Origin of the sequence: Olleya sp. R77988 (genome assembly GCF_044594215.1) — a bacterium.
Lineage (GTDB): Bacteria > Bacteroidota > Bacteroidia > Flavobacteriales > Flavobacteriaceae > Olleya.
The window spans coordinates 765637-786090 of record NZ_CP138988.1 but is presented as its reverse complement, the minus strand read 5'-3'; the positions used below and the strand labels follow the sequence as shown (position 1 = coordinate 786090).

General features: G+C 31.3%; 17 protein-coding genes and 2 tRNA genes. 3 read left to right on the top strand and 16 right to left on the bottom strand.

Going from position 1 to position 20454, the window contains the following annotated elements; all coding sequences use genetic code 11:
- Together SJY17_RS03455 and SJY17_RS03450 are read left to right on the top strand one after the other, a co-directional pair.
- Complete coding sequence (locus SJY17_RS03455) at positions 1–1110, top strand: NAD(P)/FAD-dependent oxidoreductase (RefSeq protein ID WP_397364071.1); 1110 nt, start codon at positions 1–3, stop codon at positions 1108–1110.
- Positions 1111–1185: 75 nt separating this feature from the next.
- Complete coding sequence (locus SJY17_RS03450; RefSeq protein ID WP_397364070.1) at positions 1186–1560, top strand: 3-oxoacyl-ACP synthase; 375 nt, start codon at positions 1186–1188, stop codon at positions 1558–1560.
- Positions 1561–1566: 6 nt separating this feature from the next.
- Here the strand turns inward: SJY17_RS03450 and SJY17_RS03445 are convergent, their stop codons facing one another.
- The 11 genes from SJY17_RS03445 to SJY17_RS03395 all read right to left on the bottom strand — a co-directional run bounded on the left by SJY17_RS03445 (position 1567) and on the right by SJY17_RS03395 (position 10982).
- The gene (locus tag SJY17_RS03445; RefSeq protein WP_397364069.1) at positions 1567–2262 is read right to left on the bottom strand and encodes a hypothetical protein; all 696 of its coding nucleotides are present in this window, start codon (positions 2260–2262) and stop codon (positions 1567–1569) included.
- A 65-nt stretch (positions 2263–2327) separates the two neighbouring features.
- Positions 2328–3722 (bottom strand): RtcB family protein, encoded by a 1395-nt coding sequence (locus SJY17_RS03440; RefSeq protein WP_397364068.1) that lies wholly within the window; start codon positions 3720–3722, stop codon positions 2328–2330.
- A 337-nt stretch (positions 3723–4059) separates the two neighbouring features.
- Positions 4060–4401: a hypothetical protein gene (locus SJY17_RS03435; protein WP_397364067.1), complete on the bottom strand. Its 342-nt coding sequence runs from the start codon at positions 4399–4401 to the stop codon at positions 4060–4062.
- Positions 4402–4598: 197 nt separating this feature from the next.
- Positions 4599–5699, bottom strand: coding sequence for a slipin family protein (locus tag SJY17_RS03430; protein WP_397364066.1), 1101 nt, complete (start codon positions 5697–5699; stop codon positions 4599–4601).
- Between the two features lie 701 nt (positions 5700–6400).
- Positions 6401–6539, bottom strand: a tRNA-OTHER gene (locus tag SJY17_RS03425).
- A 933-nt stretch (positions 6540–7472) separates the two neighbouring features.
- Positions 7473–7545 (bottom strand) — tRNA-Pro (locus SJY17_RS03420).
- Between the two features lie 158 nt (positions 7546–7703).
- The gene (locus tag SJY17_RS03415) at positions 7704–8018 is read right to left on the bottom strand and encodes a hypothetical protein (protein WP_397364065.1); all 315 of its coding nucleotides are present in this window, start codon (positions 8016–8018) and stop codon (positions 7704–7706) included.
- Between the two features lie 11 nt (positions 8019–8029).
- Positions 8030–8587 carry a metallophosphoesterase gene (locus SJY17_RS03410; protein WP_397364064.1) on the bottom strand — a complete coding sequence of 186 codons (558 nt, stop codon included), beginning with the start codon at positions 8585–8587 and terminating at the stop codon, positions 8030–8032.
- A 46-nt stretch (positions 8588–8633) separates the two neighbouring features.
- Entirely contained in the window at positions 8634–9158 is a 525-nt protein-coding gene (locus SJY17_RS03405) for a hypothetical protein (RefSeq protein ID WP_397364063.1), read from the bottom strand.
- A gap of 78 nt (positions 9159–9236) precedes the next feature.
- A complete protein-coding gene (prfH, locus tag SJY17_RS03400; protein ID WP_397364062.1) occupies positions 9237–9947 on the bottom strand; it encodes a peptide chain release factor H in 711 nt (236 codons plus the stop codon).
- 456 nt (positions 9948–10403) lie between these two features.
- Positions 10404–10982, bottom strand: a complete 579-nt coding sequence (locus SJY17_RS03395; RefSeq protein ID WP_397364061.1) for a hypothetical protein — start codon at positions 10980–10982, stop codon at positions 10404–10406.
- 93 nt (positions 10983–11075) lie between these two features.
- Here SJY17_RS03395 and SJY17_RS03390 point away from each other — a divergent pair, with 93 nt between their 5' ends.
- A complete protein-coding gene (locus SJY17_RS03390; RefSeq protein WP_397364060.1) occupies positions 11076–12797 on the top strand; it encodes a WYL domain-containing protein in 1722 nt (573 codons plus the stop codon).
- Here SJY17_RS03390 and SJY17_RS03385 read toward each other — a convergent pair.
- The 5 genes from SJY17_RS03385 to SJY17_RS03365 all read right to left on the bottom strand — a co-directional run bounded on the left by SJY17_RS03385 (position 12792) and on the right by SJY17_RS03365 (position 20312).
- Positions 12792–13703 carry an ABC transporter ATP-binding protein gene (locus SJY17_RS03385; RefSeq protein WP_397364059.1) on the bottom strand — a complete coding sequence of 304 codons (912 nt, stop codon included), beginning with the start codon at positions 13701–13703 and terminating at the stop codon, positions 12792–12794. The two genes, SJY17_RS03390 and SJY17_RS03385, sit on opposite strands and share 6 nt — an antisense overlap.
- Positions 13704–13782: 79 nt before the next feature.
- On the bottom strand, positions 13783–15948 hold the full coding sequence (locus SJY17_RS03380) for a prolyl oligopeptidase family protein (protein ID WP_397364058.1): 2166 nt from the start codon (positions 15946–15948) through the stop codon (positions 13783–13785).
- A gap of 96 nt (positions 15949–16044) precedes the next feature.
- On the bottom strand, positions 16045–18129 hold the full coding sequence (locus tag SJY17_RS03375; protein ID WP_397364057.1) for an FG-GAP-like repeat-containing protein: 2085 nt from the start codon (positions 18127–18129) through the stop codon (positions 16045–16047).
- An 11-nt stretch (positions 18130–18140) separates the two neighbouring features.
- Entirely contained in the window at positions 18141–19184 is a 1044-nt protein-coding gene (locus SJY17_RS03370; protein WP_397364056.1) for a hypothetical protein, read from the bottom strand.
- A 138-nt stretch (positions 19185–19322) separates the two neighbouring features.
- Complete coding sequence (locus SJY17_RS03365) at positions 19323–20312, bottom strand: aspartate-semialdehyde dehydrogenase (protein ID WP_397364055.1); 990 nt, start codon at positions 20310–20312, stop codon at positions 19323–19325.
- Between the last annotated feature and the right edge of the window lie 142 nt (positions 20313–20454).

Genomic DNA, 20454 nt, shown 5'->3' with positions numbered 1-20454 from the left:
ATGAAATTGAGTTATTGGGAAATAAAATCATGGCTTACCAACGTAGATTATACTATAGTTGGTAGTGGTATTGTAGGATTAAATTGTGCCTTACAGTTAAAAAAACGGTTCCCAAAAGCTAGTGTTTTAATTTTAGAAAAAGGAACTTTACCTCAAGGAGCAAGTACTAAAAACGCAGGATTTGCTTGTTTTGGAAGTTTATCAGAAATTATAGATGATCTAAAGTCACATACAGAACAAGAGGTTGCAGATTTAGTTCAAAAACGTATTAATGGACTTCAGTTATTAAGAAACAATTTAGGCGATAAAACGATAGACTACCAACAATTAGGTGGTTATGAGTTGTTTTCTAAAACTGATAATTTATATGAAAACTGTGTTGAAAAGATAAAGAACGTTAATACATTATTAAAACCAATTTTTAATGCTGAGGTATTTAGCTTTAAATCCAACACATTTGGTTTTCAAAATATAAAAAACGAGTACAGTTTTAATCAATTTGAAGGACAAATAGATACAGGTAAGATGATGGAGGCTTTATTGCAAAAAGCACTCTTAAATGGCATTAAAATATTAAACAATGTGTCTGTTACTAGTTTTTCTGAAGATGCAAATGCTGTTAAAGTCGAAACTAATCAATTTGGTTTTTCAACATCAAAATTATTAATTGCTACAAATGGTTTTGCCTCTCAACTTTTAGACGAAAAAGTTAAGCCAGCAAGAGCACAAGTATTGATTACAAAACCGATTAAAAACTTACATATAAAAGGTACATTTCATTTAGATGAAGGTTATTATTATTTTAGGAATATTGATAATAGAATTTTATTAGGAGGAGGACGAAACCTTGATTTTAAAGCAGAAGAAACTACAGATTTAGGACAAACCACTCTAATACAAAACAAATTAGAAGACTTACTTAAAACCACCATTCTGCCTAATACATCATTTGAAATTGACCATAGTTGGAGTGGTATTATGGGAATTGGAACTCAAAAAAAACCTATTTTAAAACAGCTTAGTAATAATGTATATTGTGGTGTGCGATTAGGTGGAATGGGAGTTGCAATTGGTAGTTTTGTTGGAGAAGAATTAGCAGATTTAGTGTAAATGAATATAAAAGAAAAATTATATAAGCAATGTTTTAATTTTATTGAAAACCGTTTATTGACTGTTCAAAAAACAATGACTGAAATCCAGGAATCATTATTATCTGAAACCAAAAGTAGTGCTGGTGATAAACACGAAACTGGTCGTGCAATGTTACAATTAGAAAGAGAAAAAGCTGGAAACCAGTTGGTAGAAATTATTAAAATTAAAGAAAATTTATCTAAAATTAATACAGAAAACACATCCAAAACTATACGTTTAGGTAGTGTAGTTTTTACTACAAATGCAAACTATTATATTGCGATAAGTGCTGGAGTATTAAAGATAAAAGATGATATGTTTTACGGTATTTCATCTCATACACCAATAGGGCAATTATTGTTTTCTAAAACTATTGGAGATCGTGTTACATTTAGAGATCTAAGTTTTGAGATTTTGGAGGTTTTATAATCTGATTTATAAAAAGGGTTCCAAAAAACCTATTAATGATTTGTCTTCTTTAGACCATCGCATACCATGACCACTTTTTACGCGTATTTCAAAAACAGTTTGGTGTTTGTAATGGTAAAATGTATTCCACCAAGTATGATTATTAATTATATTGGTTATAATGTTTTTTACAGTATTCTGTTTTACCTGAGGAGAACCACTAATTTTACCCCAAAAAGCATCGTCTGTTCTATCAATATGTTTTTCCCAAGCTCTAACACCAACACTAATTTGATTGTTATAAGGTTTTAAACCACTATCAATCATTTCTTGTTTTTTTAAAGGTAAACCTTGACTAGTTTTAATGGTTGCAGGTGTTTGTCTTTGTCCCATTATTTGTAAAACAGATTCAAAAGGTGTTTTTTGAATAGTATTAGAGATTAAGTTTTGATTTGCTTTATTAGAAATAAAATTGTTAGCATCTAATACTATAATAATGCTTTTAAATATTGAAAACACGTTGTTTAAATCAGGTGTTATTTCTTCAGAAAAGTGAGGAAGTGGTAAGTGTTTTGGTGTGTTGTTTTCATGAAAATCAATAAGTTGTTTCGAGAATTTTTGCAGATATTCATCTTGAAAAAACACATCATTAACTAATAGCCATTCTATTGAAAATAGTGGTTTTGAGTCTTTGATTAACTGAGTTAATTTTGATGTTTTCATTTTATAAATGTAATATTTAAAAAAGCAGACCAACTTGCGTCAGCCCACTTTTCCCTTTCTAAAATTTACTTTTTATTTCTATTTCGTTTTTCTCTTTTAATCTTCCAAGGTGCATTTTTTTGCCAATCTCCAGCCATAATACAGCCATAAGGTAAGACTTCATCAATGACAGTTCCTAATCCAAACTCGTCCATTTGTGTTCTAACTGCTTTGGCGTTTTTGTATGCACTTGGCAATTCAGTAATATCAATTTCTTTTGAAAAAAATCTAACATCTAAACCTCTAGTTTCTTCTTTAAAGATTTGCATAGTTGTTCCTGTTTTGCTTTTTCTGTGTTGTGTTCTGCTTACATTTCTACCAGCTCCATGAGGTGCAAACCCTAAATTGGTTTTGGTGGTATTACCTTCCACAATTAAAACAGGCTCACTCATATTTAATGGGATTAATCTTGGTCCAGTAATATCTGGCATAAACTTAGCATCCAAAGGTGTTGCGCCTTTTGCATGGTAAAATAAATCACCATCTTTAAAAACAAAGTTATGCTCGTTCCAATATCTGCTTTCAATGTTAATGTTTAATGTTTCTGCTACAACATCATGTAAAACCTCATGGTTTTTCTTTGTCCAATCTCTTATAATTTGCAAGGCATCCCAATAGGCTTGACCTTCTTCAGTTTTAAACGGAATCCACGCATTTTGCTTTTTTGTTTCTGGTGATAAGTCGCGTCTAAATCGTTCAGCAATTTTCATCCCTTTAGTGTACAATCTTGCTCCTGGACCTCTGGATCCATGATGCGTGACCATCATAGTGTTTCCTGTTTTTTTAGATTTACCAACAAACAAGAAATGATTACCATCACCTTGTGTACCCAAATGGGTTCTTGCAATCTGGATCATTTGCTTGTCTTTTAAGAAAAAGTTAGACTCAAAAGCTTCTAATAACTCATCAGGAAATCTAAATTGATTATCTCTATCTCTTCCTCCTGGACCAAAATGTGTACTTGCATGTGCAGCGTCCAAAATAGTTTTTGGATCTGCTTTACCAAAATCGGTTAACATGACAGAGCAACAAATATCTGCACTATGCATTCCTGGATGTATTGCGTTTTTTGCAACTGCAACTCCACCAACAGGAATGGTTCCGTCTGGACCTGTAGGACAAGCGTCAGGCATAATGGCTCCATCAACTAATGTTGGTGTTTTCATTAAGGTTTGCATAGAGTTTACGACTTTAAAAACGTTGTCTTTTTCTAAGTCATTTTCTGCTTTAATATTAATAGAAAAATCTACTGGTTTTACATGTAATGCAATTGGATCTGGAGATTTAAATTGCTCTAAATAATTAGTCATTGCTTTTTCATTTAATTGGTTTTCATTAATATAGGCAATAGCATCTTTCATCCATTTTCCTTGCCTGAAACCTAATTCTAATAAATGGTTTCCTGTTATTTTTGTGTTCATTTTTATTTCTTTTATAAATGAGATTCTTCGCTTTGCTCTGAATGACATTTTAATTACACTACAAATATTATAGTGTATTACGCAATAGTTTTGCGTAGTAAAATAAATTTAAAAGAATTTATATTGATAAGTTAAAATGTGGAGCTTTGTCTCAGAAAAATTGGAAAAGTAAACCTTAATACATCATAAAAATTTTATGATATGTTTTTATAGATACAAGTTGGTCAACTAAAAAGAATTCATCTTTTTTGTGCTTATTGTATTGAGTCTACAATGAGTTGTATATTTATAGGTATACGAGTTGTTAAACGTTTAAGATTAAAACGACTTACTCTAATTAGATAAGACTGTTTTCTTTCCTTCTTTTTTGAAGGTTTTGGTAACATATATCACAGACTGCGTCCGAAAAGCAAAAACGGAAAGTTAAATTGTCTTCTCCGGGTTTAACTACTAGATTCCTTTTTTTAAATTGCTTTCTTGTTTTTTTTCGAAAATGTTTTTTATATCTTTTTTTAAAAGCTTCCTTCTCATCCTTAGTTAATAATTCAGAATATTTTAATTCAATTTTTAATTGTGAACCATCTTCAGTTATTCCTAGTTCTTTTAATTTGTTTTGAATTTCTAAATTATTATCAATCAAATCAGATAATGTCTCGTCTGTTATTGTTCCACATTTCATACTCATTTTGTAAATCTTTTTAGTGTTATTAGTAAATATACTTAATTACTGTGAATTTATTTGTGTCAAAACAATTTGCATAGTACTGTCTGTTTAACCTGCGTAAGCGATTGATGCGGTATCCTTTTGCTTTTTTTGCAAAAGATTTAGCGGAAAGCGCGACCCAAACCCTTTTTGGTTTGGGTTACGCCATAACCTTACTTATTCACAGAAAAAATATCTTTTAATTGCTCGATTACATTACCGTTTCCAGCGACTGTAATTTCTCCAATTTTATCAGCAATTTTTTCTACATATTCCATTTCTTTTAATTTAAACAACATGGTGTTGTCTTCCATTAATTTTGCAGTATTTAATAAGCTTCTTGTAGAGGCTGTTTCTTCTCGTCTTGTTACTACATTTGCTTGTGCTTTTTTATGCGCAATCAATACCTGATTCATGATATCTTTCATGTCACCTGGTAAGATAACATCTCTAATACCAGCATGCAATACATTAACACCTAATGTGTTGGCTTGCTTTTTTACATCTTGTAAAACTGCTGTAGCAATAGTTTCTTTTTGCTCTAACAATTCGTCTAAAGTGTATGCGCCAACAAATGCACGTAAAGCTAATTGTAATGTAATATATAATTGCTTTTCGTAATCTTTATTACGCATTAACGCAGTTTCAATATCTGTAACTATGTATTGTGCATAAAAGTTTATACGTACTGTTGCTTTGTCTTTGGTTAACAACTCTTGACCTGCAACTTCTAATTGTAATTGACGTAAATCTGCTTTTGCGATTTTAATAGTTTGATCATTTCTCCAGAAACGGTAAGTACCATGTTCTAAGATTTTTTCAAATTTATCGTTTACAATCATGACCGCTTTTTCATAAGCAGCTACTTCAAACGCACGAATGTATTTATTGACTTCTAATTTAGAAAACAATGCTTTATCGATTGGTTCTGTAATGTCAATTTTACTTAAATCTGCTGTTACAAACTTGTAATCGATTAAGGAATTCCAGTATGTATAACGACCTGGAGTTAATACGCGTTTAAAGTTGTTGTATTCGTAAACCAAAACAATCTGGTTATCTTCTACATTTATTACTGATAACATGTTTGCCAAAGCGTCATCTTTAAGTAAGACTTCTAAAGCTTGTGGTGCGTTAAATGGCAAGCTTAAATTGTACGTTATAACACGCTCATTAAACCCTAACCAATGTTTACCTTGAGTAATTACACGATGGTAATCACCATTTTTAAACACTAAACCTACATGACCTGAATGAATTCTTACTCTCTTCATGATTTCTAATTTTTGTGTTCTGATTTTTCTTTTTTTACTCAGAACGATTAAACATTTATAATAGAATTTCAGTCAAGCTGAAATGACTATTCTTTAGTAAAATAAAGCGAAAGCAAACCATCTTTCTAACTAGGGAAATACAACTGTTTTAAATTGTTTTAAATCTGTTTAAGTTGCTGTTTCTGGAATTGAAATCATATAAAATTAAATGACTTGAATTCTGAAAGTCTCAACAAAAAGAAAACCTAAAAGTGGTTTATTACTAATTGTATTTCAAGGTGTTTTCTGGACTGCTTTAGCAATAATTTGCTTTTAGCCAGTTTGCCTTTACTTTGTTTTTTTTGTCGTTTTATGTGAGACACACAATGGTAGTCGATTTTTATAAGTGACTTTCTTAGTGAATGGTGGATTTTCAGTCCATTTCAATTGCTGTAACCAAAATACAGTGCGTCTACCAATTTCGCCACAAAACCATTTGGTTTTGGTAGGACTTGAACCTACAAATTGAATCTACTGCTTAACCTGACTTAGCTACTTCTTGTTAGAGAAGACAGGATTCGAACCTGTGTACATAGATGATGATTATTATTTGGCTAATAACCGAAGCCTTCAAGTCAAGTTAGATATAAAAACCTGATGCGAAACCGCAAGGATTTATACAATAGTGCTATACCGAAACACATAACAAGACTTGCTTGATGTGGAAGCAGTAGGACTTGAACCTACACGCTTTAAAAGATCAGATTTTAACTCAATGATTTCTATTTTATTAAATAGGAATCGTTGAAAGCGTAAAAACGCATTTCAGTCTGACGAGCCAACCAATTGCTCAATGCTTCCAGTTAATCTTATTAGATTAATAATATTTTAAAAAACGATATGAGAATACCTTCGTTTGTAGATAAACTTTCCTAGAATTATAACTTTCGTCTTCTCTAGTTTTCCACGCGCTTCTCATTGCTTAGAGAATTACGTACTTATCTGATGCCTAATTTCATCACAACTGTTCAGCAACTTAGACTTAGCTTGCATAGTGGTTATTTACCACGCTTTGCAATTACAAGGGTTGGCTCCCTTACTATTCATAAGCGTCCTTGTTTAAGGCGGCTTATTAGAATGTTTACTACACGATAAAGGCTTGCGACCTTTGTCGTCCCATATGTTTCAATGGGTTTAGGCAACTACTAGCTGCTGTGACGTCCGAAGTCTTTTGCGTTATCTGTAAGTAAATACAGCGCTCTACCAATTGAGCTATATCCAATTTTTGGTTTAGATACTAGGAATCGAACCTAGACTTTAAAACTTGACCTAGAAGAAGAGCTTCGAAAATGGCTTCGCAGATTTTAGCCTACAAAACACCAACCTTCTCCTTGTGTGTTTCCCAACACACCGTATTTTAAGCTACCGAAAAGTTTCCAATCGGGTAACTTTAATACTGTAATACGCTCCGTTAGATTGGATGATCTATACGTAACCTATTACTACAACTTTTCCTATTAGTGTCTCCGCTTCAAGCCTAAAAAAATGTTGGCTATAAACACTTATACTCATCAGCGGTTACCCCTTGAATACAGTTGTTTACGTTAGTTGCTTGCTTACCTGTACTGTTTTTAAATAAAACAGTCTCCATTTGCAGTGTCTGCAAATAGATTTATCCTTGTTACCAAGTTTATCTATGGACAATAAGCTGCCCCATCATTTATACAAATGATGATTATTTTGACTAATAAATTCAGTTTGTCTGAATTTTATTAGATTTCAATGAACGTTTTGTCTGAGAAGCAGGACTCGAACCTACAACCTCTCGCATCCAAAGCGAGTAAACTACCAATCGTTATTTTCCCAGTTATTATGTTAAAGAACTTTTATTAAACTCCACCAGCTTCAACATCTGGTGGAGCGCTACTTTTAAAGTCTGATTCCAAAAGTCTTCTTATTAATTACTCTGCAAATATTTTACATTATTGCGCAATGTTTTTGCGTAGTAAAAAAATATTTTAAAGTTTATTGAGATGCATACATTTTATCTCTTCTATCTATTTCGCCTAAGGGACTTCCTTTAAAGGTTAAAATGTTTACAAAACCATTATTTGTGGTAATTAAAGAGTCTTTTTCTTTTACAGCTCCAATTGCTTTGTTGCCATAATCACCTGTTAATTTATTGGTTGCAGGATCAACGTCTCCCCAAAGTTTATTTGGTTTTCCGTTATCAATTGGCTCAATAAAATAGGTAATGCCTGTAATTTTTGAGCTAACAATAAAGCGTCCTGTTTTGTCTGTTCCTGTTAGGAAACGTTTTAATAAATCTTGTCGTTTCATAATTTTAATTTTTAAAATGGAGGTTTCCATGTTTTTAAACTTATAATTTGTTTTACCTCTTCGTAGGATAGTGGATAAAAATCGTGACAATCTACACCTACATCAAAACTATTCATTGTTGGATCGTCTGGTAAGCTTCCATGAGAATGACCATATAAATGCCAGGTACCTCTAAAGCTTGATCGCCAAACACGCATTGCATAATGCAATAAGATTATTTTTTGTTTGCCATTTGGTGCATCTGCATCGTCTACGTTTAATTCAAAATAATCTTTGATCCACTCAAATCTATTTGGGTTTGCTAAAGCAGCACCTTCATGATTACCTTTAATTAAAAATATTTTTCCGTTTAATTGATCTAAAATAGTTCTCATTCGGTCTGCTTTACAAAGCCCAAAATCTCCTAAATGATATACTTTATCATTTTTATTAATCTTACTATTCCAACGTTTTATTAGCTCTTGGTCCATATCTTCAATACTACCAAATGGACGATTGGTAAACTTTATAATGTTTTCATGACCAAAGTGATGGTCTGAAGTAAAGTATATGTTTCTTGTTAATTTCATTTTTAATGTTTTTAAAATTTACAAGACAATTTAATCTTGTAAATGGTTATTTTTTCTTCTTTTTTTTGTTTTTAGATTTTTTCTTGTTTGGTTTCATTTTGCTTTTAACTCTTGATATTTCAGAATCTACATAGCTTATAAAACCATCGTTGTATCCAAATAGCTTCGCTTTTTTTAGTGCTTTAATTGCTTTTTTAAACTCTTGTTTAATTTCATATAATTGACCTTGTTTACTCCAAATAGAACCTTTGTCGATACCTTTTATAGTTAATGCAAAATCAATTAGCTTTTGTGCTTCATCAAAATTTTCATTATTTAATAGTGTCTGAATGTATCTTGGATACACACGTATAAAATCCATTTTACTAGCCAAAGCTTCAGCATAAAACTGTTTTGCTTTTTCGTAATTGCCTAATTGTTCGGCTTGTAAACGTCCCATTAAATACAAAGCGTAAGCATTATCGCTTTCGTATGACAAGGCATAATTTAGATTTTCTACTGTTTCTTCTAGATCATATGGATAAGCATCTATAGCCTTAAGCACGTAATTGTTTAATAAATTAGTGTCCATTGTTTTAATTTTTTTGAACAAAAATGACAGGCTTAGCATGACAGAATAGTTCAGTTTATGTTTCTTTTTAAAAGTTTTTTAATTATTTAACTCGTTTTGCAATTCGTTTTTTAATGTATTGCGTTGTTTTTTAAAGCTTTTAACAATTGTATTTTTTTTAAAATCTGTGCCTTTAAAAACTTTTATTGGATTGCCTCTTTGTAATGTTAAGTGGTTTTTCCATTGGTTTTTTATACCAGATTGTAAGGCTTTTAATTGTTGCTCTGTTACTTTTTCTTGTAAGCGTGTTTTTGCTATTTTTCTGTTTTGATGTTGAGAGCGACTATCCATAACCAACACTTGTGTTTTAGTTGGTTTATGTGTAGCTCTAATAGCAGAACTTACCTTGTTAACATGTTGTCCTCCTGGTCCAGAACTTTTTGTGGCTTGATAGGTTATATCTTTATCAAGAATTTGAAATTGTTCACTTTTTCTTATTTCATACACACCAACAAACCAGTTTTTGCGCTTGTGTTGTGGTCTAAATGTTGACGTCCCAACCCATTGTATTGTTCCAATCCATCCGCTTAAAAACCGACTTAAGTTTTTTCCTTTTAATTGAATGGTTACAGATTGTAAGGTCATGTTTTCAATTCCTTTTTCTCTGTGTAATACCTTGTATTCAATACCACAGTTGTTTACAGATTCTAAAAAATATTTTAAAACCTGAGCCACAACCCAACAACATTCTGCTGGTCCTTGACCTGAGGTTATTTGTATTATTTTATTTTTTATTAATGGTTTTTCCATGATGTTTTATAGTTGTTAACGTCTTTAAATACCTGTTTTTATTGATGTTTAAAGACATTTTGATTTGTGACAATGTAAAATTGATTTAATGTTTTGCCTGTCTTAAGTGCAGGAAACATCAATGAGACACGTGTCTTAATTTTGTAATAATTGTTTTGAAAAATATGTTTAGCAGGTTTGCTAATGACTGAAAACAAAAAATCCGAAACAGTTTTTAAGTGGCTTCGGGTTTTTCATTTATAAATTTGAAAAGTTTATCTAACGATAATCACGAAGCCTCGCAAAAGGAAGAATTCCTTTCGGGTCGATTTGATATGTTATAAATAAACTCATAGTTTCTAATTTTTAATTCAACTTAGTTTTGGTTGAAATGCGATGCAAATATCTAACTTTATTTTTGACTTCTCCAAATTTATTTTTTCATTTCAGGAAAATTGGGTTGCATAATACGAAGTATTATATTTTTTTGAAAAAAGCAAGTAATTTTTGTTTTAAAGATGTAATTTCTATAATTTTCTCACTTTCATAAGACTTTAATTCTTTCATTAATGTTTCATTTGTTTCTACAAAATTCTTAGAGTTTTTTGTTGATTCTATGACTTGTTTTGCATAAAATTTAGCTTCTTTTAATAACTCATTTTCGTTAAACATACTTCCGTAAAATGTGTCAAAACGACTATGAATACTATAAAAATCCCATAAAGCATAATAATCCGTATCATAATCAAAATTTAAAGTTAATTTAGTTAAGATTTCATAGACTTTTTTGGGTTCATTAGACTCTATTATTTCTAAACAACTCCTTTCAATTTTATATACTAGCTTGAAGTTTTCATTATATTTTTCTTTTACTAAATTGTCTAATTGTTTTTTCCATTTTTCATCTTTATAGTTAATAGAAATCACATTAAAATAAAACGAATTTGAATTTATTAGACTTATAAATTCTTCACAATTATACAGCCAATTTTCAAATTCTGAAACCGTTATTTTTCCCGTTAAGACATCAAATATTTTAAGTTTTAAAGCTTCCATTGTTTTTATATTTAAGACAAAACAATTGTATAAATACGCAATCTTTTTGCGTAGCAGATATTTTCTTTTAATTTAGAAGAAATATTTTATAATATGGCAGTAAATAAAAACGCATTAATTAGATATAAAACCATAGATAAATGTCTTCAGAATAACTTTAGACAATGGACACTTAACGATTTAATTGAAGCAGTATCTGATGCCTTATATGAATACGAAGGAAAAGATATAGATGTTAGTAAACGTACTGTACAGTTAGATTTACAGATGATGCGTAGCGATAAACTAGGTTATAATGCACCAATTGTGGTTTATGATAGAAAGTATTATAAATACGAAGACGACAATTATAGCATAACCAATAGTCCAATTTCTAATCAAGATTTAACTAAGCTTTCTGAAGCGGTTTCGTTTTTAAAACAGTTTCAAGGGTTTTCGCATTTTGACGAGTTGGGTAGTATGGTTCAAAAACTGGAAGATCATGTTTACACACAAAAAACACATGAAAAATCGTTAATAGATTTTGAGAAAAACGATAATTTAAAAGGCTTGCAGTTTTTGGATAAGTTGTATCAATTTATCTTAAAAAAAGAAGCTATTGATATTACCTATCAATCGTTTAAAGCTAGACAAGAAAGCACCTTTACTTTTCATCCTTATTTGCTAAAAGAATTTAGAAATAGGTGGTTTGTTATTGGAAAAAGAAAAACAAATGAAGGTTTAATGAATTTAGCTTTAGATCGTATAATTACGATTAAAAAAAGTACTAAAAATTTTGTTTCGGATTTAACCTTTAATTCTGATACATTTTATAAAGATGCAATAGGTGTGTCTGTTAGTCCAAACATGGCACCAGAAAAGGTTTTGCTTTATATAAATCATAAACATGCACCTTATGTTTTAACTAAACCTTTTCATCATTCGCAAAAAGAAGTGAGTCGCGATAATTATGGTGTGACTATTTCTTTAGATGTGCAGCTTAATTTTGAATTAGAAAAGGAAATTTTAGGTTTAGGTGAAGGTATTAAAGTCATTGCGCCAGAACGTTTAAAACGCAATATTAAAGAGCGTTTATATGATGCTGTAGATGCGTACGAAACCGAAATTAATGATAAAAACTTACGTACAATTGCTAAACGATTAGAGTATAAAGGGTTCGGGATTTTAAATCATGTGTACACTAAAAGAGATATTAGAAAGCTTAAAGCTAAATTGGATTACTATCTAAAAGAAAACGATGAGCAGGCTTTTGGAATGCGAAAAGTAATACAAAAAATGCCTGAGCTAAAAGATATTTTGTTTAATAAAAACTTTAGAAAACTAATTAGATCAATTGACAAGGACGTGTTTTTAACCAAAGCTATTTATTTTGACAAATCGCCAAAAGATAATTGGTATGTAACTTGGCATCAGGATGTACCAATTAATGTATTAGAAAAAAAAGAGACAGAGGGTTTTAAATCTTGGACAAACAAAAAAGGAGTTATTAGTGTTTGTCCAACCGAAGATATTTCTAAAAACACATTTGCCATGCGTATTCATTTAGATGATACGACTATTAAAAATGGTGCTTTAAAAGTGATTCCTGGATCACATCATAAAAGATTAAATGATGATGAAATTAAGTTAATTACTTCCAATTCTATTCCTTTTGTAAGCGAAGTTGGTTCTGGTGGAGTACAATTAATAAAACCATTTTTATTACATGCGTCTTCTGAAACAACTGTGCAAAGACGACGACGCGTATTACATCTAGAGTTTTCTTCTTTAGTGTTACCAAATGGATTGGAATATGCTGAAAAGGAATTGCTATGATAAAATTGTCAAATAAACAGTGTCATTTATTTTGAAATTATTTTCATTTTCAAAAAACACAGTTTTACCTTTTAAATCTACTTCAATTAAAAAATAATGACCTTTAAAATATGCGTGCTTTACTGTTGCTTTTAAGTCTGATTTTTCAACCACTTTTAATTGATGTGCATAAATTATTTTGTCATTTATCACATTAAATTCTCCAAAAAAGGAGGCGATTAAAGGTGTTTTTGGATTATTGTATAAAGTTTCTGGACTATTGTTAACTGCTATTTTTTGATTGTGCAAAACAATCATTGTGTCTGCAAATCCTAAGACATCTTCTTTATCGTGTGTGGCTACAATACAAGCAATATTTTTATCTTTTAAATATTTAAAAACGCTACGTCTTAATGATTGCTTTTTAAAATTATCGATATGGCTAAAAGGCTCGTCCAACAAAATAATTTCTGGTTGTTTTGCCAATGCACGTGCTAGTGCTACACGTTGTTTTTGTCCACCACTAAGTGTTTTAACTTTAGTTTTAGCAAATTCTGTAAGTTCTACAACATTTAATAGTTCTGTTGTACGTTCTTTTTTTTCTTCAGGAAAAAAGTTAGATAGGTGTTTGCCTATATTCTCTTCGACTGTTATAAATGGCATCAAATCAAAATCTTGAGAGACATATTTCATAAAGTCATAACCAACAACTAAGTTGTATTTTGGACCTAATATTTCTTTATCCTTCCAAAAAATCTGACCTTTATTTAAGTCATATTCACCAAAAAGTAAATTTAGTAGAGTGCTTTTTCCTGACCCACTTTCTCCAATAACAGAAAGGTGTTCTCCTTGTCTTACTTTAAAAGATAAATCTTTTAAAACGGATGTCTTATTATAAGAAAAAGAGAGGTTATTTACTTTTAGCATAGCTTGACAAAAGTACTATAAAAAACCGCTCAACTTAATAGAAGAACGGTTTTTAAATATCTAGTTTATGTTTTATTTATTAATCTTTAAAGTCATCAATTTTAGTAGGTAGTACATCAAATCCCATATTAAATAATGTAAAACCGTAGATATCTGCATATTGCTCGATAGTTTTACTTACAGGTGTTCCTGCTCCATGTCCTGCATCAGTTTCAATTCTAATTAATGTTGGATTATTTCCTGTTTGTTTGCTTTGTAATTCTGCAGCAAACTTAAAACTATGTGCTGGTACAACTCTATCATCATGATCTCCTGTGGTTACCATTGTTGCTGGATATTGCACACCTTCTTTAACATTATGTACTGGAGAGTAACCTTTTAAATACTCAAACATTTCTTTACTGTCTTCTGCTGTACCATAGTCATAAGCCCAACCAGCTCCAGCAGTAAACGTATGGTAACGTAACATATCTAAAACACCAACAGCTGGTAATGCTACCTTCATTAAATCTGGACGTTGTGTCATTGTTGCTCCAACTAGTAATCCACCATTTGATCCACCTCTTATTGCTAAAAAGTTTGATGAGGTATATTGGTTTTCAATTAGGTATTCTGCAGCAGCAATAAAGTCGTCAAATACATTCTGTTTTTTTAATTGTGTTCCTGCATCATGCCATTCTTTTCCATATTCTCCACCACCACGAAGGTTAGGAACTGCGTAGATACCACCTTGTTCCATCCAAACTGCATTTGCAATGCTAAAACTTGGTGTTAAACTAATATTGAAACCACCATATCCATAAAGGATTGTTGGATTTTTACCATTTAATTCCAACACTTTTTTATGTGTTATAATCATAGGTATTTTAGTACCATCTTTAGAGGTGTAAAATACTTGATTGCTTTCGTAATTTTCTGGATTAAAATCGATGTTTGGTTTACGAAATAATTCTGATGTTCCTTTTTCGATATTGTATTTATAAATACTTCCTGGTGTTACATAGTTTGTAAATGAATAGTATAACTCTTTTTCTTCTTTTTTAGCGCCAAAACCACCAGCACTACCAACACCTGGCAATGTCACTTCTCTTACTTGTTTTCCGTTATAATCATATTGATACACTTTTGAAACCGCATCTACCATATATTCTGTAAAGAAATATCCACCAGCAGTTGAAGGGCTTAAAACATTTTTAGTTTCTGGGATAAAATCTACCCAGTTTTCTGGAGTAGGATTTGAAGCATCAACTGTTACTATTTTTTTATTTGGCGCGTTTAGATTAGTTACTATAAATAGTTTTGAATCTTCATTTGTTATAACATAAGTATCGCTATCTGTGTGACCTATAATTTCAACTAATTTAGAATTAGCTTGAGTCAAGTCTTTAATGTAAAGTTTATTTCCTGAGGTAGATACTCTTGGTGAAATCAATAAATAACGATCGTCTTCCGTTACACTTCCATAGATATATCTGTGTTTTTCTGCTTTTGTACCACCAAAAATTAGTTGATCTTCTTTTTGAGAAGTTCCTAGTTTATGGTAAAACACTCTGTGTTGATCTGTTTTAGCAGACAACTCACTTCCTTTTGGTTTTTCGTAACTAGAATAATAAAATCCTTCATTTTTATACCAAGACATACCACTAAACTTTATATCCACTAAAGTGTCTTCAATTATTTTTTTGGATTCTGTATCCATGATTAAAATTTTACGCCAATCACTTCCACCTTCAGATATCGAGTAAGCTAAAATCTTCCCGTTTTTAGAAAAACTAGTTCCTCCAAGTGATATTGTTCCATCTTCTTTAAAGGTATTTGGGTCTAAAAAAACGGTTGCTGTTTTTGGGTCTTCGCCTGTTTTGTATCTGTAAATTACATATTGGTTTTGTAATCCATCATTTTTATAAAAATAAGTGTAATCTCCTTCTTTAAATGGTGATCCTATTTTTTCGTAATTCCATAATTTTTCTAGTCTTTGTTTTAATTGTTTACGATAAGGAATGCTATCTAAATAACTGTAAGTAGACTTGTTTTGTTCTTTTACCCAAGCCATAGTTTGCTCGCTTCTATCATCTTCTAACCATCTATAAGGGTCTTTTACTTCTACTCCAAAGTAGTTTGTTATAGTATCTACTTTAGCTGTAGTTGGATAATCGACAACTATGTTTCGTTCTATTTGCTTCGGTTCTTCTTTACAAGACATAATGGTTATAACTGTTAAAACACTAATAGCTAATTTTTTCATATTGAAAGGGATTTTTATTTCGACAATAAATTTAAACAAAAAAGCACTTGTAATATTAGTTACAAGTGCTTTTTAAATGTTTTTTAGTTTTTAATCCTACTTTTTAATGAATTTCTGTGCTTTTACACTGCCATTATTATTTAAATGTAAAATATAGTTTCCAGACTGAAGACTTGAAACATCAATAGAATTATCAATTAATTTTCCTTTTTTGACTTGTCTTCCATTCATATCAAAAATTGAAAAATTAGCACTATTCAAATTATAGTTTTCACTATTTAAATTTAAGTTACGTGACGTAGGATTTGGATATAAAATCAAGTCAGATAGTAAAAACTGGTCAACACTTAATTGATTTGCACCTTCAATTAAAGTAATTGCTTGGTTGATTACTGGATTTAAGATTGTATCTACAATTCCTGATGGCCATTCTACTACAATGCTTGTAATAGTTGTATCTGTTCCTAAACCAAAATGTGTGTTTAGGGTATTCATATATCTAAATCCATCACCAGATCTAACGTCTCTAATTTGAGAACCAGAAGGCGTTTGGATAGTAATCCTAGCTCCAATACCATTAATATTACTTGCGTTACCAACGGTATTTATGGTTAGCCAATTATTAGCTGTAGTGTCATTCATGTATATGGTTCCACCACTACTAAATCCATCAATAAATCCATCTGTATTTAAATCTCCAAAAGCACCTGCTGTTGGTAAAACACCTTCGTATAAAGTAAAAGTCATGTCTCCATTTCCAATTAACAGATTACCATTTGATGCTAAGTCTAAATAGCCATCATTATCATAATCGTATGTTACATTTTCAATTCCAGTAGCTGTCATTGCTAAAACGCCTGATGAAGCTGTAACATCTGTAAACGTTACATTTCCTGAAGTATCAATATCGTTTCTCATTAATTTATGTGCACCAGAACTTGCACCAACAAATACATCCATATCTCCATCGTTATCAAAATCTCCCCAAGATGAGGACCATGTTTGCATTGGATCTGATAAACCAATTTGAGAAGCAACTTCTGTATAACTTACTATTAAATTATTAGTTGCATCATAATAAGAATCGTTTCTGTGCATTTGATTACGACGTCTTGCTTCCTCACCACCACATTTAGCAATAAACATATCAGAATCTCCATCATTATCGTAATCTACCCAAATAGAACCATAATTACCACCAGAAGAATAATCTCCTAAATTATAAGGTGCAGCACCAGTTGTAGTTTGGTAGTATGTTAAGTTTCCGTTACCATCATTTAAATAGTATACATTTGGTTGCACATCATGACAAACAAAAGCATCTAAATGACCATCCATATTGATGTCTGCAAAGTTTGAGCGTTGAGAAAAAACATATTCAGACCCTGAAACTTCTGTAAATGCAGTTCCTGTATCATTAGCTTTCATAAAAGTAACCCCTTGACCTGCTCCATATAATAAATCTGTATATCCATTTGCATCATAATCTGCTGCTGCAAGACTCCAGTTAGGAGTAAAATCCGCGGATGTTGTTGTAATATTTACTTCATTAAAACCGCCTGTAGATTGTTGGTAGTTAATATTTACATTTGTTGCAGAAATAGCAACAACATCATCTAAATGGTCTCCATTCATATCTACAACAGCTCTGTTAGAACCATTTGTTGAAAGGTTTTGTTGTGTAAAAGTTACAGGAGCTGGTGGTGGCGGAACCACTACTGTACCTTCAATTAACTCCCAATCAAAACCACTATCATTCCATCTATCATCAAAAGCAATATAATATTTAGTTCCAGCAACTACATCAAATATAGCAATAGATAAAAACCCACTACCATCATCATCATCACCTCCAACACAAGTTAAAGTGTTACAATCTCCTGAGTAAATATGAACACGAGTATCTAATCCTGAGTTTTGAGTTAAATCTGTTGTAACAGTTACTGTAAAATCATTAGTAGGCACATATGTGTACCATTCTCCATTAGTAGCTCCAGTACCATTATTTGCACAAATAGGCATTGGTATTTCAGAGCCATCTACAGTTCCAGTTACAGTAAAAGTTCCTGAGCCAGTAATTGGTGTGTCAGCATCAGCATCAGCACAAGTGTCCGAGTTTGTTTGAGCAACCATAAATAGTGAGGCTAAGCAAGTAAAGGATGTTAATAATAGTTTTTTCATGATTAATTAATTTAGTCGCAATTAGTGGTTAAAGAGGTAATCCATTGCTCTAATAAAGCAACACCTTCTTCATGTATTAATGTTCTGCCTAGTAAAGGCATTCTGTATTCTTCTTGTGTATTGTTTAATCTAAAATGAATTAATGAACGTGCGATATTACCGGATTCTACAATTTTAGAATATGGTGCAATTGGTGTGTCAGGATCTACGCATACACCTAAGCTAACTTCGCCTTGATAGTCACCAAAAGCAAACCTAACAGGTCTGTAATCGCAATGTCTGTCTTCACTATGACAGTGTGCACAATTAATATCTAAATAGCCTCTCATTCTATCATTTAAAGTTGCTGAGGTATCTTTCCAGTTAGAAACAGTATTTATAGTCGTTGGAAGATTATCTTCTAAATATCCCATTTCTATCCATTTTTGAAACTGGTTTTTTAGTCCATCTGAATATATAATACTTTTGTTAAGGTTTTGAGGTTTAACTCCTATTGGGATTGAATTGACTTCAGATTTATGACAAGTAAAGCATTCGGCTGAAGAAGGTATTCTGTATGTTGTGTTTTTAGTTAGACCATTATCAATAAAACTTACATCTGTATAACCTCCAGTTAAATCAAAGTATGCTTCCGTTTGTTGGTCATTCCAAATATAATTTGCAAATTTCCAGCCTTCAGAAGTGTAATACATTAAACGGGTTTCAATAATTCTAGGTAAATTGTCAGGTAGTACGTTTTCGTAATAAAAACTTTTAATAAGTACTGTTCCAATAGGAAAGTTTAATATAGAATAGTCGTCAACATAACTTGCAGTTTTGTTTTTTGGCATCCAAATAAAACGCTTTTTATGAGCGTAATCCGTAAATAATGAATTAATTGGCTCATAAGGTAACACGCCAAAAACTGGAGTTAATTCTTTTAAGTTACCATCAAAAAAGTTGTATTCTGAAAGTACGTTAAATGGTGTCGCTTCTGGATTAAAATTTACAGGAGATTCTTCTTCTGGTTCAATAATAGGTCTATAGTTATCTTCTGATGAACAAGATGTATACATCAAAAAATAAAAAACAGCTAAAAAAAAGACAAAGTAATTTTTCACCAATAGCTAAATTATTAGCTACTAATATATAAATTTATTAACCTATACATCAGATTAAACCGATGAAATTAAGACTATTAGCGATAAACTATCTTAAACCAGATTGTTTTTTACTAAATACTCTGCAATTTGAACTGTATTTGTAGCAGCACCTTTACGTAGGTTATCACTAACAATCCACATGTTTATTGTGTTTGCTTGAGAGCCATCACGTCTAATACGACCTACAAAAACATCATCTTTTCCGTTAGCGTAAAGTGGCATTGGATAAGTGTTTACGTCAATATTATCTTGTAAAACAACACCATCTGTTTTACTTAATAAATCTTTTACTTCGTTAACATCAAAGTCGTTTTCAAACTCGATATTTACTGCTTCACTATGTCCACCAGCTGTTGGTATTCTTACTGCAGTTGCGGTAACAGCTATAGATCTGTCATCAAGTATCTTTTGAGTCTCGTTTACCAATTTCATTTCCTCTTTTGTGTAACCGTTGTCTTCAAAAACGTCACAATGTGGTATAGCATTTTTAAAGATTGGATAATGGTAAGCCATTTCTCCTTTAATTCCTGCTAACTCGTTTTCTAATTGCTGAACCGCTTTTACACCAGTTCCAGAAATAGATTGATAAGTAGAAACTACTACACGCTTAATTTTATATTTTTTATGAAGAGGAGCTAGACACATTACCATCTGTATAGTAGAACAGTTTGGATTTGCAATAATTTTATCTGCTTTTGTTAACTGATTTGCATTAATTTCTGGAACGACTAATTTTTTGTTTTGATCCATTCTCCAAGCTGAAGAATTATCAATTACTGTAGTACCTACTTCTGCAAACTTTGGAGCCCATTCTAAAGAGGTGCTTCCTCCAGCAGAAAATAAAGCAATATCAGGTTTCTGGTTTACAGCATCTTGTAAACCTACAATAGTATAATCTTTATTGTTAAATGTAATGGTTTTACCTACTGATCGCTCTGAAGCTACAGGTATAAATTCTGTTACAGGAAATTGCCTTTCTTGTAAAACTTTTATCATGACATCTCCAACCATTCCAGTTGCGCCTACTAATGCTACTTTCATTTTTAAAACATTTAAATTTGAGCGTGTAAAATTAGAGTATTTAGCTGAGGTATAGGTTAAAAAGGAATTAATTTTTTCTTAAAAATAAGGCATAAAAAAAACCGATTTTAAATTTAAAATCGGTTTTTATGATAATATAAAA

Excerpts from the sequence above, each read along its gene's own strand:
- SJY17_RS03455 (WP_397364071.1), top strand. The coding sequence starts at position 1 with ATGAAATTGAGTTATTGGGAAATAAAATCATGGCTTACCAACGTAGAT.
- SJY17_RS03450 (WP_397364070.1), top strand. The coding sequence starts at position 1,186 with ATGACTGAAATCCAGGAATCATTATTATCTGAAACCAAAAGTAGTGCT.
- SJY17_RS03445 (WP_397364069.1), bottom strand. The coding sequence starts at position 2,262 with ATGAAAACATCAAAATTAACTCAGTTAATCAAAGACTCAAAACCACTA.
- SJY17_RS03440 (WP_397364068.1), bottom strand. The coding sequence starts at position 3,722 with ATGAACACAAAAATAACAGGAAACCATTTATTAGAATTAGGTTTCAGG.
- SJY17_RS03435 (WP_397364067.1), bottom strand. The coding sequence starts at position 4,401 with ATGAAATGTGGAACAATAACAGACGAGACATTATCTGATTTGATTGAT.
- SJY17_RS03430 (WP_397364066.1), bottom strand. The coding sequence starts at position 5,699 with ATGAAGAGAGTAAGAATTCATTCAGGTCATGTAGGTTTAGTGTTTAAA.
- SJY17_RS03415 (WP_397364065.1), bottom strand. The coding sequence starts at position 8,018 with ATGAAACGACAAGATTTATTAAAACGTTTCCTAACAGGAACAGACAAA.
- SJY17_RS03410 (WP_397364064.1), bottom strand. The coding sequence starts at position 8,587 with ATGAAATTAACAAGAAACATATACTTTACTTCAGACCATCACTTTGGT.
- SJY17_RS03405 (WP_397364063.1), bottom strand. The coding sequence starts at position 9,158 with ATGGACACTAATTTATTAAACAATTACGTGCTTAAGGCTATAGATGCT.
- prfH (WP_397364062.1), bottom strand. The coding sequence starts at position 9,947 with ATGGAAAAACCATTAATAAAAAATAAAATAATACAAATAACCTCAGGT.
- SJY17_RS03395 (WP_397364061.1), bottom strand. The coding sequence starts at position 10,982 with ATGGAAGCTTTAAAACTTAAAATATTTGATGTCTTAACGGGAAAAATA.
- SJY17_RS03390 (WP_397364060.1), top strand. The coding sequence starts at position 11,076 with ATGGCAGTAAATAAAAACGCATTAATTAGATATAAAACCATAGATAAA.
- SJY17_RS03385 (WP_397364059.1), bottom strand. The coding sequence starts at position 13,703 with ATGCTAAAAGTAAATAACCTCTCTTTTTCTTATAATAAGACATCCGTT.
- SJY17_RS03380 (WP_397364058.1), bottom strand. The coding sequence starts at position 15,948 with ATGAAAAAATTAGCTATTAGTGTTTTAACAGTTATAACCATTATGTCT.
- SJY17_RS03375 (WP_397364057.1), bottom strand. The coding sequence starts at position 18,129 with ATGAAAAAACTATTATTAACATCCTTTACTTGCTTAGCCTCACTATTT.
- SJY17_RS03370 (WP_397364056.1), bottom strand. The coding sequence starts at position 19,184 with ATGTATACATCTTGTTCATCAGAAGATAACTATAGACCTATTATTGAA.
- SJY17_RS03365 (WP_397364055.1), bottom strand. The coding sequence starts at position 20,312 with ATGAAAGTAGCATTAGTAGGCGCAACTGGAATGGTTGGAGATGTCATG.